At 35.7% G+C, this 14350-nt stretch carries 14 protein-coding genes and 1 riboswitch; of the genes, 13 read left to right on the top strand and 1 reads right to left on the bottom strand.

The window, feature by feature from the left end:
* Positions 1 to 119: 119 nt before the first annotated feature.
* The 12 genes from JDW14_08125 (at position 120) to JDW14_08070 (ending at position 11633) form a co-directional block, all read left to right on the top strand.
* Positions 120 to 821 carry a hypothetical protein gene (locus JDW14_08125; protein ID QQD65251.1) on the top strand — a complete coding sequence of 234 codons (702 nt, stop codon included), beginning with the start codon at positions 120 to 122 and terminating at the stop codon, positions 819 to 821.
* Positions 822 to 953: 132 nt separating this feature from the next.
* Positions 954 to 2123, top strand: a complete 1170-nt coding sequence (locus tag JDW14_08120) for a galactokinase (protein QQD65250.1) — start codon at positions 954 to 956, stop codon at positions 2121 to 2123.
* Between the two features lie 132 nt (positions 2124 to 2255).
* Complete coding sequence (locus tag JDW14_08115; GenBank protein ID QQD65249.1) at positions 2256 to 3302, top strand: galactose mutarotase; 1047 nt, start codon at positions 2256 to 2258, stop codon at positions 3300 to 3302.
* 63 nt (positions 3303 to 3365) lie between these two features.
* Positions 3366 to 4283: an aldo/keto reductase gene (locus JDW14_08110; GenBank protein QQD65248.1), complete on the top strand. Its 918-nt coding sequence runs from the start codon at positions 3366 to 3368 to the stop codon at positions 4281 to 4283.
* A 158-nt stretch (positions 4284 to 4441) separates the two neighbouring features.
* Complete coding sequence (locus JDW14_08105) at positions 4442 to 5284, top strand: HAD family phosphatase (protein QQD65247.1); 843 nt, start codon at positions 4442 to 4444, stop codon at positions 5282 to 5284.
* 8 nt (positions 5285 to 5292) lie between these two features.
* The gene (locus tag JDW14_08100; GenBank protein ID QQD65246.1) at positions 5293 to 5625 is read left to right on the top strand and encodes a hypothetical protein; all 333 of its coding nucleotides are present in this window, start codon (positions 5293 to 5295) and stop codon (positions 5623 to 5625) included.
* Between the two features lie 64 nt (positions 5626 to 5689).
* A complete protein-coding gene (locus tag JDW14_08095; GenBank protein QQD65245.1) occupies positions 5690 to 5905 on the top strand; it encodes a CsbD family protein in 216 nt (71 codons plus the stop codon).
* Positions 5906 to 6260: 355 nt separating this feature from the next.
* A complete protein-coding gene (locus JDW14_08090) occupies positions 6261 to 7298 on the top strand; it encodes a PhnD/SsuA/transferrin family substrate-binding protein (GenBank protein ID QQD65244.1) in 1038 nt (345 codons plus the stop codon).
* Between the two features lie 185 nt (positions 7299 to 7483).
* Positions 7484 to 8491, top strand: a complete 1008-nt coding sequence (locus JDW14_08085) for an alpha/beta hydrolase (protein ID QQD65243.1) — start codon at positions 7484 to 7486, stop codon at positions 8489 to 8491.
* A gap of 27 nt (positions 8492 to 8518) precedes the next feature.
* Positions 8519 to 9562, top strand: coding sequence for a M42 family metallopeptidase (locus tag JDW14_08080; protein QQD65242.1), 1044 nt, complete (start codon positions 8519 to 8521; stop codon positions 9560 to 9562).
* Between the two features lie 14 nt (positions 9563 to 9576).
* Positions 9577 to 9891 carry a thioredoxin family protein gene (locus tag JDW14_08075; GenBank protein ID QQD65241.1) on the top strand — a complete coding sequence of 105 codons (315 nt, stop codon included), beginning with the start codon at positions 9577 to 9579 and terminating at the stop codon, positions 9889 to 9891.
* A gap of 386 nt (positions 9892 to 10277) precedes the next feature.
* Positions 10278 to 11633 carry an FAD-dependent oxidoreductase gene (locus JDW14_08070; GenBank protein ID QQD65240.1) on the top strand — a complete coding sequence of 452 codons (1356 nt, stop codon included), beginning with the start codon at positions 10278 to 10280 and terminating at the stop codon, positions 11631 to 11633.
* Between the two features lie 98 nt (positions 11634 to 11731).
* Here the strand turns inward: JDW14_08070 and JDW14_08065 are convergent, their stop codons facing one another.
* Positions 11732 to 12526 (bottom strand): hypothetical protein, encoded by a 795-nt coding sequence (locus tag JDW14_08065; GenBank protein ID QQD65239.1) that lies wholly within the window; start codon positions 12524 to 12526, stop codon positions 11732 to 11734.
* Between the two features lie 78 nt (positions 12527 to 12604).
* Positions 12605 to 12691: riboswitch (SAM riboswitch) on the top strand.
* Here JDW14_08065 and JDW14_08060 point away from each other — a divergent pair.
* Positions 12689 to 13873, top strand: a complete 1185-nt coding sequence (locus tag JDW14_08060) for a methionine adenosyltransferase (protein QQD65238.1) — start codon at positions 12689 to 12691, stop codon at positions 13871 to 13873. (Overlaps the previous riboswitch by 3 nt.)
* Positions 13874 to 14350: the final 477 nt, after the last annotated feature.

The raw sequence follows: 14350 nt of genomic DNA, 5'->3' as shown, positions 1-14350 counted from the left end.
TCTCAGGTGTTTTTTTATGTACAAGGCAATTGAAATAAGTTATCAAATATGTTAACATTATAATATAAAATTATAAAAAGAATAATATATACACGATATAAAGTAAAGGGAGGATTTGCATGGGAGTATTACGAAATATTTATGGATATAGTCTATTTGTTCCGATTTGTTATGGCACAAAAGAAGTTGCGTGTCAGCAGAAACTGCTGTGTCAATTGATGTACCATCCTGATAACGCCTATCATTTTACAAGATTTCCGCTGGTTCATACGCAGTCGCAATATTATTTTTATGCTGAATGGGTAATGCGTGGATTTTTAATTCAAAATAAAATATTATCTTCAATTAATCAGTTTCATTATATTAGCGTTAGTGAACATCAAAAGGGGCAGACTGTGTTTTGTAATACGTTACTCCATTGGAAACCGAATCATTCACAATTTGAAAATTTATTGTATGGAAAACAAGATTCTTTTTTTGATAAGGTGCCCATAGAATGTTTATATCAATATTTTTCTCATATTGATTGGAAAGAATTTTGGTGTGTGTGTAATCAATTATTTCAATTGAAAACTGAGGCTGACTATCGTCAAGGAGATATTACATTAATTAATGAAATGTATGAATCTGAAACAATCATCCGTAAATGTCAGCATAATAACTGTTTTTATTTTTCTGATTTATTGGGGCAGGGGGCATTATTCAAACATACTTTTGTCAAATTGCGTAAACCGGAATTATATAAGACGTTGTACGCTTTAATGCTTACATCAAGTAGTGTTCGAGAGGAGCTAGAAGTGTATGAGGAAGATGATGGATAAAAAAGTATTTTTTTTGAAAATTATTGAAGCGATTTCAAATTAGTTATATAATGAGATTATCCTGTTAAGTTGAAAGAGTTATTATATTTTTTCTACTTAACATTTGCATTAGTATTCTTAGGAGGGTATCGAATGAATAGTCAAACACTAAAAGAAAAATTTACGGAAGTCTTTAAACGAGAGGACGGCAAAGTATTTTTTGCACCGGGACGTATTAATTTAATTGGTGAGCATACAGATTATAATGGTGGACGAGTTTTTCCTTGTGCGATTACGAATGGTACATATGCTGTAGCAGCCTTACGTGATGACACAACTGTGCGGTGTTATTCGATGAATTTTGACGAAGTAGGGATTATTTCGTTTGAGTTATCTGAATTAGTTAATCGCAAAGAAGATAGTTGGACGAACTTTGTTAAAGGTGTTATTAAATATTTAGGAGAAGCAGGCTATCATGTCGATAAAGGATTCGATATTTTAATCTATGGAAATATTCCAAATGGGTCTGGTTTATCTTCTTCTTCATCACTTGAATTATTAGTAGGGGTAACACTTGAGAACTTATTTAACTTTGATATTGACCGTGTTGAATTAGTGAAAATCGGTCAACGTGTTGAAAATCATTTTATCGGTGTTAATTCAGGCATTATGGACCAATTTGCGATTGGTATGGCAGCGAAAGAGCAAGCTATTTATTTAGATACTAATACATTGGAATATGAGTTAGTACCGGCTGAATTTGGTGATAATGTTGTTTTAATTATGAATACTAAAAAACGTCGTGAGTTAGTGGAATCGAATTATAATGAGCGTCGTAGTCAATGTGAAGAGGCTTTACGCCGTTTGCAAGCTGAACTGGACATTAAGGCACTAGGCGAATTGACAATTGAACAATTTGAAGCAAACCGTCATTTGATTGACGACGAAGTATTAGAGCGTCGTGCTAAACATGCTGTTTATGAAAATGAACGAACAAAATTAGCGAAAGAAGCGTTGACGTCAGGTGACTTAGTACGATTTGGTCAATTATTGAATGAATCACATATTAGTTTGCGTGATGATTATGAAGTAACAGGGTTAGAATTAGATACTTTAGTGCATACTGCTTGGGAACAACCGGGTGTATTAGGTGCACGTATGACTGGAGCTGGAATGGGTGGTTGTGCGATTGCGTTAGTGAATAAGGACAAAGTAGAAGCAATCCAATCTGCGATTCAAGCGGTGTACGAAAATACGGTAGGTTATCCAGCTGAATTTTATGTAGCACAAGTGGGCGACGGTGCTCGTGCTTTAGAAGTTTAGAACATGGTGAGAGAGAGGGCGTTCAGCCTCGAACCACTGGAGAAAACCAACGGCGTGCATAAAACGCACAGAGGCGGTTTTTGAAGTGGACGTCGAGGCTGCCCGAACGAACCAGAATAGGAGATTGTCAGTATGAAGGTTGAAGTAAAACCATTTGGTACTTTTCAAGAGCAACAATATGATGAAATTTTAATTACGAATCAACAAGGTGTGCAAATTGGCTTTTCAAATTTAGGGGCACGTATCAATCGTTGGGGGATTCAAACTAATTCGGGTGAGTACGAACAAATTATTTTAGGTCATAATACAGCAAGTGATGTGTTTGAATCAGGAAGTTACTATGGTTCAACGGTTGGACGTGTAGCTGGTCGTATTGAAAAAGGTCAGTTTTCAATTGACGGAGAAAATTATCAATTGCCACTCAATAATGGTGCCAATCATCTCCATGGTGGCCCTAACTCGATTGATGAACAATTATTTGATTACACAATTGAAGAATTTGCAGATGAAGTTCGTATAGTGTTTACCTTGGTTGTCCCCGATGGGAAAAATGGGTATCCTGGTGAGTTGAGATTAACAGTTATCCATTCGTTTAATGAGCAAAATGAATGGCGTGTGACATATGAAGCGACAACGGATAAAGCGACCTTATTTAATCCGACTAATCATGTGTACTTCAATTTAAATGGCGATAACAAAAAGCCGGCGACCAATCATACATTAAAAGTAAATAGTAGTCGTTATTTGCCATTAAAAGAAGATACTACACCGGTTGGGCCGATTGCGTCAGTTGAGGGAACGGTATTCGATTTGCGGCAGCCTCAATTATTAGCTGATTGTATTGAATCTGCTGAACCACAATTTGTATTTACCAAAGGATTTGATCATCCGTTTGTATTAGATAAAACAGATTCTGTTCATGCAGAAATTTATTGTGCGGATACGAAACGTCGTATTGTCATGACGACTGATGAAGTGGCAGTGGTTATTTATACGCATGGTTATTTAGTGGCGATTGATGAAATTTGGGGTCATCCATTAGAGCAATTTGCTGGTATTACATTGGAAACGCAAAATGTTCCGGGAGCTACTACCTATGGCTATTTCGGCGATACAATCTTGCGTCCGGAAGAAGTTTATCGTAGTTCAACTATGTATCGACTTGAGCTTGAAGTATAGAGTGTGAAATGAGCTAGAATGAAGTGGGTTCTAGCTCTATTTTAAATATTTGGAGGATAGTGAATGAAGACAATTAATATTGGGAAAACACCGGTTAAAGCAAGTCAATTAGCACATGGTTGTATGCGAATGGCAGCTTTAACTACACAAGAGGCAGCGAAAGTAATTGAAACAGCGTATAATGTAGGCATTAATTTTTTTGACCATGCTGATATTTATGGGGGTGGTCAATCAGAAACTATTTTTGCACAAGGGTTAAGTCAAACAGCCATTCAACGTAGTGATATCTTTTTGCAATCAAAAGTGGGTATCCGTAAAGGATTCTTTGATTTTTCAAAAGAGCATATTGTATCATCTGTTGAGCAAATTTTATCAAGGTTACAAACAGATTATTTGGACTTTTTATTATTACATCGTCCAGATACATTAATGGAGCCTGAAGAAGTAGCTGCTGCTTTTGATACATTATTTGAAAGTGGTAAAGTGCGGTATTTTGGTGTTAGTAATCAAAATCGAGCGCAAATTGAATTATTACAGCATTTTGTCACGCAACCTTTAGCTGTAAACCAATTACAATTTGGACCAGCACATACGCCGTTAATTGATGAGGGTTTGAATGTGAATATGTTAAATGATGCATCGGTTAATCATACTGGTGGGTTATTAGAATTTAGTCGTCTGCACGAAATGACGATTCAGCCATGGTCACCGTTTCAAGTTGATTTAGGACAAGGGTTATTTATGGAGCATCCGAAATATCAGAAATTAACGACTACTTTGCATTTATATGCCAAAGACAAAGGTGTATCTTTTGAAGCAATGGTTATGGCATGGATTATGCGTCATCCAGCTAAGATGCAACCGATTGTTGGTTCGATGAATCCGGAGCGCATTGCATCAATGGCACAAGCTAGTGAAGTGCAGTTGAGCCGTGAAGAGTGGTATGACATTTATCGCAGTGCAGGGAACGTATTGCCATAAGTATGATGATGCGAAAGAGAAATGATTTTTTAGCTTTGGGGCGAGTAGCTCCAAGGCTTTTTTGAAATGATTATTTGCAAAACCTCATTAGCGTCTAAGACGATTATTTGGTATAATTTAATCACTCGGAGAGATTGTGATATGAAAGGGATAATATAATGATTAAGTTAATCTGTATTGATATGGACCAAACTTTACTGCGACGTGACAAAAGTTATGACCGAGAGCGGTTTGCGGCAGTTATACCTAAACTGATTTCGTTAGGTATGACAATTTGCATTGCGAGTGGAAATTCGTATCATAAATTGACAGAATTTTTCGATGAGGAAACGCAGTCTAAGTTGCATTTTGCTGCTGATAATGGAAATTATTTGATGATTAATCAAAAAGTACAACGTGTTGTAGGCATGGAAAAAGATTTGGTGCTACGTTTAGCGAATTATTTTGATGAAATGGACGGATACTATTTGAATATGAGTACAGGGATGACTACTTATTTTAGAGAAACATCGGGTCCTGCTTATGATAAAGTGATGCGTTACAATAACCAAGTTGAACATCTTGATTCGTTTAGCCAATTGCCTAATGATGCGCCAGTTGTTAAAATTGCGATTTATAGTCGCCATACTCTAGCAAAAAATAAGGCAATAGTTCGTACGGTTCAAGATAAATTTTCAGATATCTCAATCGTGACGAGTGGCGATGAATGGATTGATATTTATCATCGACAAGGTGGTAAAGGAAGAGCAGTTGCATGGTTGCAACAACAGTTAAATGTTTCAAAAGATGAAACAATAGTGTTTGGTGATAGTTTGAACGACCAAACGATGATGTCAGAGGCAACTTATAGTGTCGCAATGGCAAATGCTGACCAAGATTTAGTATTGCATAGTCACTATCAAATTGGCGATAATGAAAGTCAGGCAGTTATTGATGTTTTAGAGCAATTAGTAGACGATGCTGAGGCACGTTTTATGGAACAATATGTTATTAAACGGTAGGTGAAAATATGGCAAATAAAAAAAGAGAGAAACAGTCACAGAAAAAACAATCAAAAGAAGCCTTTGTGCAAATTGATGCCTATATGATACCAGAGCCGCAAGCAGAGATGTATCGTATTTTACGAGAAGCAGTTGCCGAAGATATAAACGAATTTTTATCAACACGCTATCCAGTGGTCGAACGTATTCGGCATAAAGAAGAGGGAGAAGCAATCGTTGCTTTAACTGATAGCCAAGAAGAAGTGGTGCGTATTTATTTGAACCCACAAAATATTTCGTTAGCTCAAAAAGCTCGTGACCGTGACCAATTAGATAAATTTATTGAATCATTTATACAGTAATAATTTGAGAAAATAGGAATGGTACGGTATAATAAGACTAGCTGAATAAAAGGAGTGTTATAATATGTCATTAGAAGAATTAACAGCAAAAGGTAAAGAATTATTAGGTAAAGCTTTAGGAGATAAACATACTGAAGCAGAGGGTGCAGTTGAATCGACATTAGAAAATCTAAAAGAAAAAGCTGCTCAAACAGTTGAATCAGTATCAAAAGCAGCTGATGATGTATCAGAAACGATTAAAGGTGCTGTTGACGGTGTAAAAAACATCTTTGACAAATAATAAGTCGAATTAAAATCAAGTACATGGAGTTGGGTGATTAACTTCATGTACTATTTTTTTACTTCAGTAAAATCCTAAGTTTTACGCCCATGTCCACACCATTCATGTGAAAAAATAGTGAATCTAACAATATTAACTTGCAGTCTTTTAAATGTTCGTGTTTTTTATGGGGTGAAAAAGTGATAATGACGGGCTTTGAATGAGTATCTAAGTTTTGTTACGAGAATATTTGCTGAAAAGCCTTAGAGCACCTACCAACCTGAAAAAACGTTTGTTATAATGAAGTTGAGTAGGGCACTGGAGTCAAGTATTCTAGGGAACTCACTCATAACATTATTTTGGAGGGAATTTTCTCATGACAAAAGTATGGCGTTATGTCGCGTTATTAAGTTTAGTCGCAACATTGTTCACAGGTTTATTTGCTACAAAGGTAAGTGCAGAAGAAGAAATTGAAACATTACGTTTAATGTTCGTTCCGTCTCGTGATCCTGAAGATATTATCACAACAACAGAGCCATTGAAACAATTATTAATTGATGAATTGGCTAAATTAGGCTTTAAAGTAGGAGCAGTAGATATTACAGTAGGTACAAACTACGAAGCAGCAGGTGAAGCTTTAGCAGCAGGTACAGCTGACGCTGGTTTTATTCCTGGAGGAACTTTTGTTTTATATGAAGATGAAATGGAAGTTATTTTAACGTCAACACGAAGAGGATTGAATAAAGATTCTGAAAATCCAGCTGATTGGAATGACGGCAAACCAACTGAGCGTACAGAAGATCAAGTAACTTATTACAAAGGGTTAATTATCGCTGGACCGTCAGCTAAAGGTAAAGAATTAGCTGCAAAAATCAATGCTGGTGAAAAATTAACATGGGAAGATTTAGACAGTGCTAAATGGGCAGTTATGTCATCATCATCATCTTCAGGTTATATTTACCCATCTATTTGGTTAGGTAAACAATTTGAAGGTAAATCACTTTCTGATTTATCAAATGTAGTTCAAGCTGAATCATACGGTAGTGCTGTTGCACGTTTAGCTGCTGAACAAGTAGACGTTATGGTAGGATATGCTGATTTACGTTCAGATAATGCTGATGACTGGACGAAAGACATGGGTCGTAAAGTATCTATCTGGGAAGAAACAAATGTTATCGGTGTAACACCAAATGTTTACAATGATACAATTTCTGTAAGTTTAGCATCAGATATTATGACACCAGAATTTAAGAAAGCATTCCAACAAGCGTTAATTAATATTTCTCAAACAGAAGAAGGGAAAAAAGTTATCGCTATTTACAGTCATGAAGGTTACAAACCAGCATCGGCTGATGATTATGAAACAGAGCGTGAAGCACAACGTATTTTACGTGAACAAAACAACGGAAATTAATCTTTAATTTATACAATACTTCCTTATCGGAGTTGGGGTAAAGCCCAACTCCTTTTTGTATTACGGAAGAATGTTGTACAGAATGTGTCGGTTCATTTGTTGGGAGTCGTAGTCGAAATATGTTAAACTAATAGTAAAGAGAATAGGTGTATGAATCTTTGGTATGACGAGGAGGGTATATAAAGATGAAAATTAAACGATTTTTAGGATTGGCAGCAGGTGTTGCGATTGCTTTACCACAAATATTTTACGCACAGAAACGTTGGTTTCATCGTGGTAAGATACAACCGGTGCAAATTTTAGATGAGAGTAAAGTAAGAAAAAGAGAAACAGAATATCGCTTAAAAGCAAGTGGTAATTTTCCGTTATTTGTGAAGTGTTATGACGTGAAAGAGCCTAGAGGGCTTGTCCAAATTGTACATGGGGCTTTGGAGCATCAAGGTCGTTATGCACCTTTAATCCAATTTTTGAATCAAAAGGGATATGCCGTCATTGCCAATGATCATCGTGGACATGGTCGTTCTTTAACAACAAAATATCCAAAAGGCTACTTAAATGGTTTCAATGAATTGATTAGTGATTTAGCATTAGTAACAGATTTCGGACAAACTTTGTATCCGGATTTACCAATTTATTTATATGGACATTCAATGGGTTCGATGTTAGCGAGACTTTACCTAAAAGAGCATGATGTTAAAATTGATAAGCTGGTATTAAGTGGAACTCCGTATCCTAGTGAAGTCGCTCCAGTAGGTGTATGGTTGGCAAGAATGGTGAGTTTTTATCAAGGTGAACATGAGTACAATCGGTTATTAAATATTTTGCCAAAAGGGTCAGATTGGTTGAGTCGCAATGAAGAAAATATCAAAGCTATTGCACAAGACCGTTTATCTACACCACTATTTATGAACGCAGGAAATTTATCGGTAATTGAAATGAATGCAGCCTTACAATTTGAGGAATCATTCAAGGCCAAAAATCCTAATTTACCAATTTTAAACTTGGTGGGAGAAGAAGATACTGTTATTACTGGTGGTGAAAAGGGACTGCAACGTTCTCTGATGCCATTAAAACGTGCTGGTTATCATCAGATTCAACAACATATTTATCCTGAAATGCGTCATGAAATTATTCATGAAGAAAATGCACAACAGGTATATCAAGATATGCTTGCCTTTTTTGAAACGAAATAAACCAATTAAATGAAAGGAATAAATAATATGAATAAAACTTTAGATTATTTGACACAATTACTTGAAATTCCGTCACCTACAGGTTTTACGACAGGTGTGACGAATTATTTAATCAATGTATTAGAGAATTTGGGCTATAAGCCTTATCGTACGGCAAAAGGAAATGTGATTGTTACCGTTCTAGGTGCTGATGATGAACATCATCGTGTGGTAACGGCACATATCGATACCTTAGGTGCGATTGTTCGTGCAGTTAAAGGTGACGGTCGTTTGAAAATGGACAAAATTGGTGGATTTCCTTGGAATATGATTGAGGGAGAAAATTGTTTAGTTCACAGTGCTAAAACAGGGGAAGTTATCAGTGGAACAATCTTGATTCATCAAACGAGTACACATGTTTACCGTGATGCTGGGACAGCTGAACGGACACAAGATAATATGGAAGTGCGTTTAGATGCTAAAGTGACGAATGCTCAAGAAGCACGTGATTTAGGGATTGAAGTAGGGGACTTTATTTCATTTGACCCTAGAACAATTATTACACCGACTGGATTTGTTAAATCACGCTTTTTAGATGATAAAGTATCAGCTAGTATTTTGCTGAATTTATTGACAGTGTATCAACAGGAACAAGTCATCTTGCCACAAACGACACATTTTATGTTTAGTGTATTTGAAGAAGTAGGGCATGGTGCCAATAGTACGATTTCAGATAAAGTTGTGGAGTATTTGGCAGTGGATATGGGAGCAATGGGAGATGACCAACAAACCGATGAATATACGACATCAATTTGTGTGAAAGATGCTAGTGGGCCATATCATTATGAGTTCCGTCAACATTTAGTTGCATTGTGTGAAGAACAAGAGATTCCATATAAATTAGATATTTATCCATATTATGGTAGTGATGCATCAGCAGCGATGAGTGCAGGAGCAGAAGTGAAGCATGCGTTATTAGGTGCAGGAATTGAATCGAGCCACTCTTATGAACGAACACATCGAGAGTCGATTGAAGCAACGGAACGTTTGGTAGATGCATACTTAAAAAGTGCATTGGTTGTCGTGAAATAGAAAGGAATGTTTGATTGGAAAAAATTACGCAATTTGACCACTTATTAACAAAAATTGAGCAGTTAGAAAAAGTATTGATTTATGTGTCAATGGAGAATTGTAGTGTCTGTACAGCGGATAAGCCACGAGTTGAGACATTAGTAAACGATGTTAAAATACCAGCATTTGAGATTAAGGCTAATGAAATACCCGAAGCTGCTGGACAATTTCAATTGTTTACAGCCCCCGTTGTTCTCTTGTTTTATCAAGGGAAAGAATGGCATCGTCAAGCACGAATTATTGATTTTGATGTATTGGATTATCGCATGAAGCAGTTAATGGAAGCCTAGTAAGAGATTACTATTATCTTAATTTAGAGAAGTCATTGTGTTCTTATAATAAATTTATATAAATATTTTTGACGGTGATACTTACGATAAAATGTTGTGAAAAACTTTTTCGGTTTGTTAAGCACTCAAAAAGTGTGAGCAAGTGAAACGTGATATTTATAGTTATTTATAAGATGATTTGTGAATTAAAATTCGTAAAAATTTAACTTTCATGTGAAAATAGTATAAGATTCACTGATAAACATTTGATAAATGTTGATGTGATAAAGAAAGATAGTGTTTGTTTATAAAAAACGTTTATAACATAAACGCTATCTTTTTGTGAAATGTGTGGTATATTAAAAACATAGCAATACAATTTTTGTTTTTAATCTTAGGAGGTTAACATGAAAGTAGTAGTAATTGGATGTACACATGCTGGGACTGCAGCGGTTAAAACAATTTTAAATGAGAACCCAGAAGCAGAAGTAGTAGTGTATGAACGCAATGATAATATCTCATTCTTATCTTGTGGGATTGCCTTATATGTTGGTGGTGTAGTAAAAGACCCTCAAGGTTTATTCTACTCAAACCCAGAAGAATTAGCTGCATTAGGTGCAGAAGTTCATATGGAACATGATGTAACAAATGTAGATATTAATGGCAAAAAAGTAACTGTTAAAGACTTAAAATCAGGTGAAGTAACAGAAACTTCATTCGATAAATTAGTTGTGACAACAGGTTCTTGGCCAATCTTACCACCATTTGAAGGTTATGATTTAGAAAACGTATTATTATGTAAAAACTATAACCAAGCGAAAGAAATTTTTGCACGCAAAGGCGATGCTGAAAAAGTAGTCGTAATCGGGGGTGGATACATCGGTATCGAATTAGTAGAAGCATTTGGTTTAGAAGGTAAGCAAGTAACTTTAATCGACGGTTTAGATCGTATCTTAAACAAATACTTAGACAAAGAATTTACAGATGTATTAGAAGCAGATTTACGTGACCGTAATATTACTGTTCAATTAAACGAAATGGTTAAAGGTTTCCAAGGTGAAAATGGAAAAGTAACGAAAGTAATTACGGATAAAGGTGAATACGATGCAGATATGGTAATTGTCTGTGTTGGTTTCCGTCCAAATACTGACTTAGTTAAAGACCAATTAGAAACAATGCCTAACGGTGCGATTATTGTTGATAACTACATGAAAACTTCTCACCCAGATGTTTTTGCAGCGGGAGATTCTGCAGCTGTTAACTACAACCCTAACAATGGTCATGCATATATTCCATTAGCAACAAATGCTGTTCGTATGGGTTCATTAGTTGGTAAAAACATCAATGGTGATAAAGTAGCTTACCGTGGTACACAAGCAACTTCTGGTTTACACTTATTCGGTTGGAATATCGGTTCAACTGGTGTAACTGATAATTCAGCTAAAATGTTTGGTTTAGAAACACGTTCAGTATACGTGGAAGATAATTACCGTCCAGAATTTATGCCAACAAACGAAAAAATCTACATGAAATTAGTATATGAAGTAGGAACAAATCGTATCGTTGGTGGACAAGTAATGTCTAAATATGACTGTACTGCATCAGCTAACACATTGTCATTAGCGGTTCAAAACAAAATGACAATTGATGATTTAGCATATGTAGACTTCTTCTTCCAACCAGTATTCGATCGTCCTTGGAACTACTTAAATATCTTAGCACAAGCTGCAGTAGAACAAGAACGTACAATTTCAGAAAACTAATTTATTTAAGAGCTAGTCGGTAATTTGACTGGCTCTTTATTTGCATAAAAATAGGTGGTATATTCGTGCCGAAACGTCACGAATATGCCACCTGTTTTTTAAAATAGTATAGCTAGACAATAAAATATACTGAAAATAAATAATACTGCATTTAAGTAATTTAGTTTATTTTGACGACGCTTTTCATTGTTGACATTCACTACTAAAGGTATCATTACTAATCCGGAAATAACGATAAATAATAATTGAACTAAAAAATAACTTTTGCTCGGCAAAGCAAGGTAAAATGCAATTGGTAATGAAACAAAAGATAATGCAATAGCTGTCCAGTGGTAGAGCGACGATTGTGGGCGTCTACTAATAAATCCATATTTTAAATGCATTGAATCAATCGTAATACCGAGAACTAATAATAAAAATGGAATCAGTAAAATTAGATATTGCGTTGTAAGTGTAGCTGTTTGGCTATAATAAGCGATACAATTTAAAACAAAGCCGTTAAAGAAAATCGACAAAATAAATTGATAAAAGCTATTGACCATGATGAATGGCTTATATTGGATATGAATAAAGAGAATATAAAAAACAAGTAACACATTTAAAATCCAGTGATTAGAGAGTGCGAATAAGATACTGGCACCAATCAATAGAAACTCACTGATGAATAGAATGATTTCAGGAGTTGCATTATCGTGTTGTTTGATAAATTTCTGATGGAAAAAATGGTCGATTAATTGAGAACTGATAGCAATTACTACGAGATAAAGTATGCTTAACCATTGCGGATTTGTCGTGTTGGTTAAACCGACAGCTAGTCCAATGAGAATAACTGAAATCGGAGATAAAAAGATTTTCAATAATGGATTTTGTAGTATCTTTAATATAGTCGTCATAAATTCCCTCCTGAATTTGATGATTTAAACAGTTAAAATGCTTTCTATTAGTTATATTTTAAGTTATAATCTTAACAGTTACAATACAAATCTTCCCGATAGGGTTCACTTTATTAAAAGTGAAAATGCCTTGTAACCAAATTGAAATATGGGGGAATATAAATGTCAGAAAAACGTTTATTTACATCAGAGTCAGTAACCGAAGGGCACCCAGATAAAATCGCCGACCAAATTAGTGATGCGATTTTAGATGCGATTTTAGAACAAGACCCTTATGCACGTGTTGCGTGTGAGACGGCAGTTAATACTGGCTTAGTTTTAGTTTTCGGAGAAATTACAACATCAGCATATGTTGATATTCAACAAATTGTACGTCAAAAGATTGATGAAATTGGCTATAATAAACAACAATATGGTTTTGATGCTAAAAATGTTGCTGTGTTAGTGTCATTAGACGAGCAGTCACCGGATATTGCACAAGGGGTTGATAATGCGATTGAAACTCGTGATAGTCAAAAAGAAGCTGAAATTGGTGCCGGCGATCAAGGATTAATGTTTGGTTACGCAACGGACGAAACAGAAGAATTAATGCCTTTACCAATTTCGTTAAGTCATCGCTTAGCGTTTCGTTTAGCACAAGTACGTAAATCAGGTGAGTTAGCTTATTTAGGTCCAGACGGAAAAACACAAGTTACCATTGAATATGATGAAAAGCAAGTGGCGAAACGTGTCGATACAGTGGTTATTAGTACACAACATTCAGAAGATGTAACGCTAGAACAAATTTATCAAGATATGATTGAGTATGTCATTAAACCAATTATTCCAGCAGAATTATTAGATGAAGCAACTAAATACTTTATCAATCCAACTGGTAAATTCATTATTGGTGGGCCAGTTGGTGACTCTGGTTTAACAGGACGTAAAATTATCGTAGATACTTATGGCGGGTACGCTCGTCATGGTGGTGGTGCTTTTTCAGGTAAAGATGCAACTAAGGTTGACCGTTCAGCTAGTTATGCAGCTCGTTATATTGCAAAACACATCGTAGCTGCTGGTTTAGCAAAACGTTGTGAAGTACAATTAGCGTATGCAATTGGTGTTGCAGAGCCGGTTTCGATTTCATTAGATACATTTGGAACGAGTACCGTAGATGAATCAGCATTGATTGCTGCCGTACGTGAAGTATTCCAATTAACTCCACGTGGTATTATCAATATGTTGGATTTACGTCGACCGATTTATTCTAAAACTGCAGCTTACGGACATTTTGGTCGTACAGATGTGGCATTGCCATGGGAACGGTTAGATAGGGTCGATGCTTTGAAAGCAGCCATAAACAAATAATCGAAAATAGTTTAGAATAGCTAATAAATACCACTTGAATTTCAGAAAATTTAGTGGCATAATGAACATGGTATGAGAGATGCGGCTTTAGCTTGAATCATCGGGGGAAAATATCGGCGTGCATAAAACACACACTGTGATTTTCTGAAGTGGAGGGCAAGTCAAGCCGAACGAACCAAAATATAAACATAAATTGACTTGAGCAAAGACAGCGATGATAAGTACGAGAATTAGCGAGAGACGGGTTGGTGAAACGTCTTGTATCGACTTATGATAGACCACTTTGTTAGATGCTATCGGGATTTTAAAACGGTAGACGTGCAGTGCGTTAAACTGAGTGAGGATTGAAGTAGGCATAGGACTCTATTTCAATTAAAATTGGGTGGAACCACGAGTAAATCGTCCCATTGTATATCTTATTTGGTATACAATGGGATTTTTTTCGTTGCTGTCCAAAATGATTTAGAGCATAGTTCA

It is taken from the genome of Aerococcaceae bacterium zg-252 (genome assembly GCA_016237705.1).
Classification (GTDB): domain Bacteria; phylum Bacillota; class Bacilli; order Lactobacillales; family Aerococcaceae; genus Globicatella; species Globicatella yangjingiae.
Note: the sequence above shows the minus strand (reverse complement) of the source record. Positions and strands in the feature narration are given on the sequence as shown.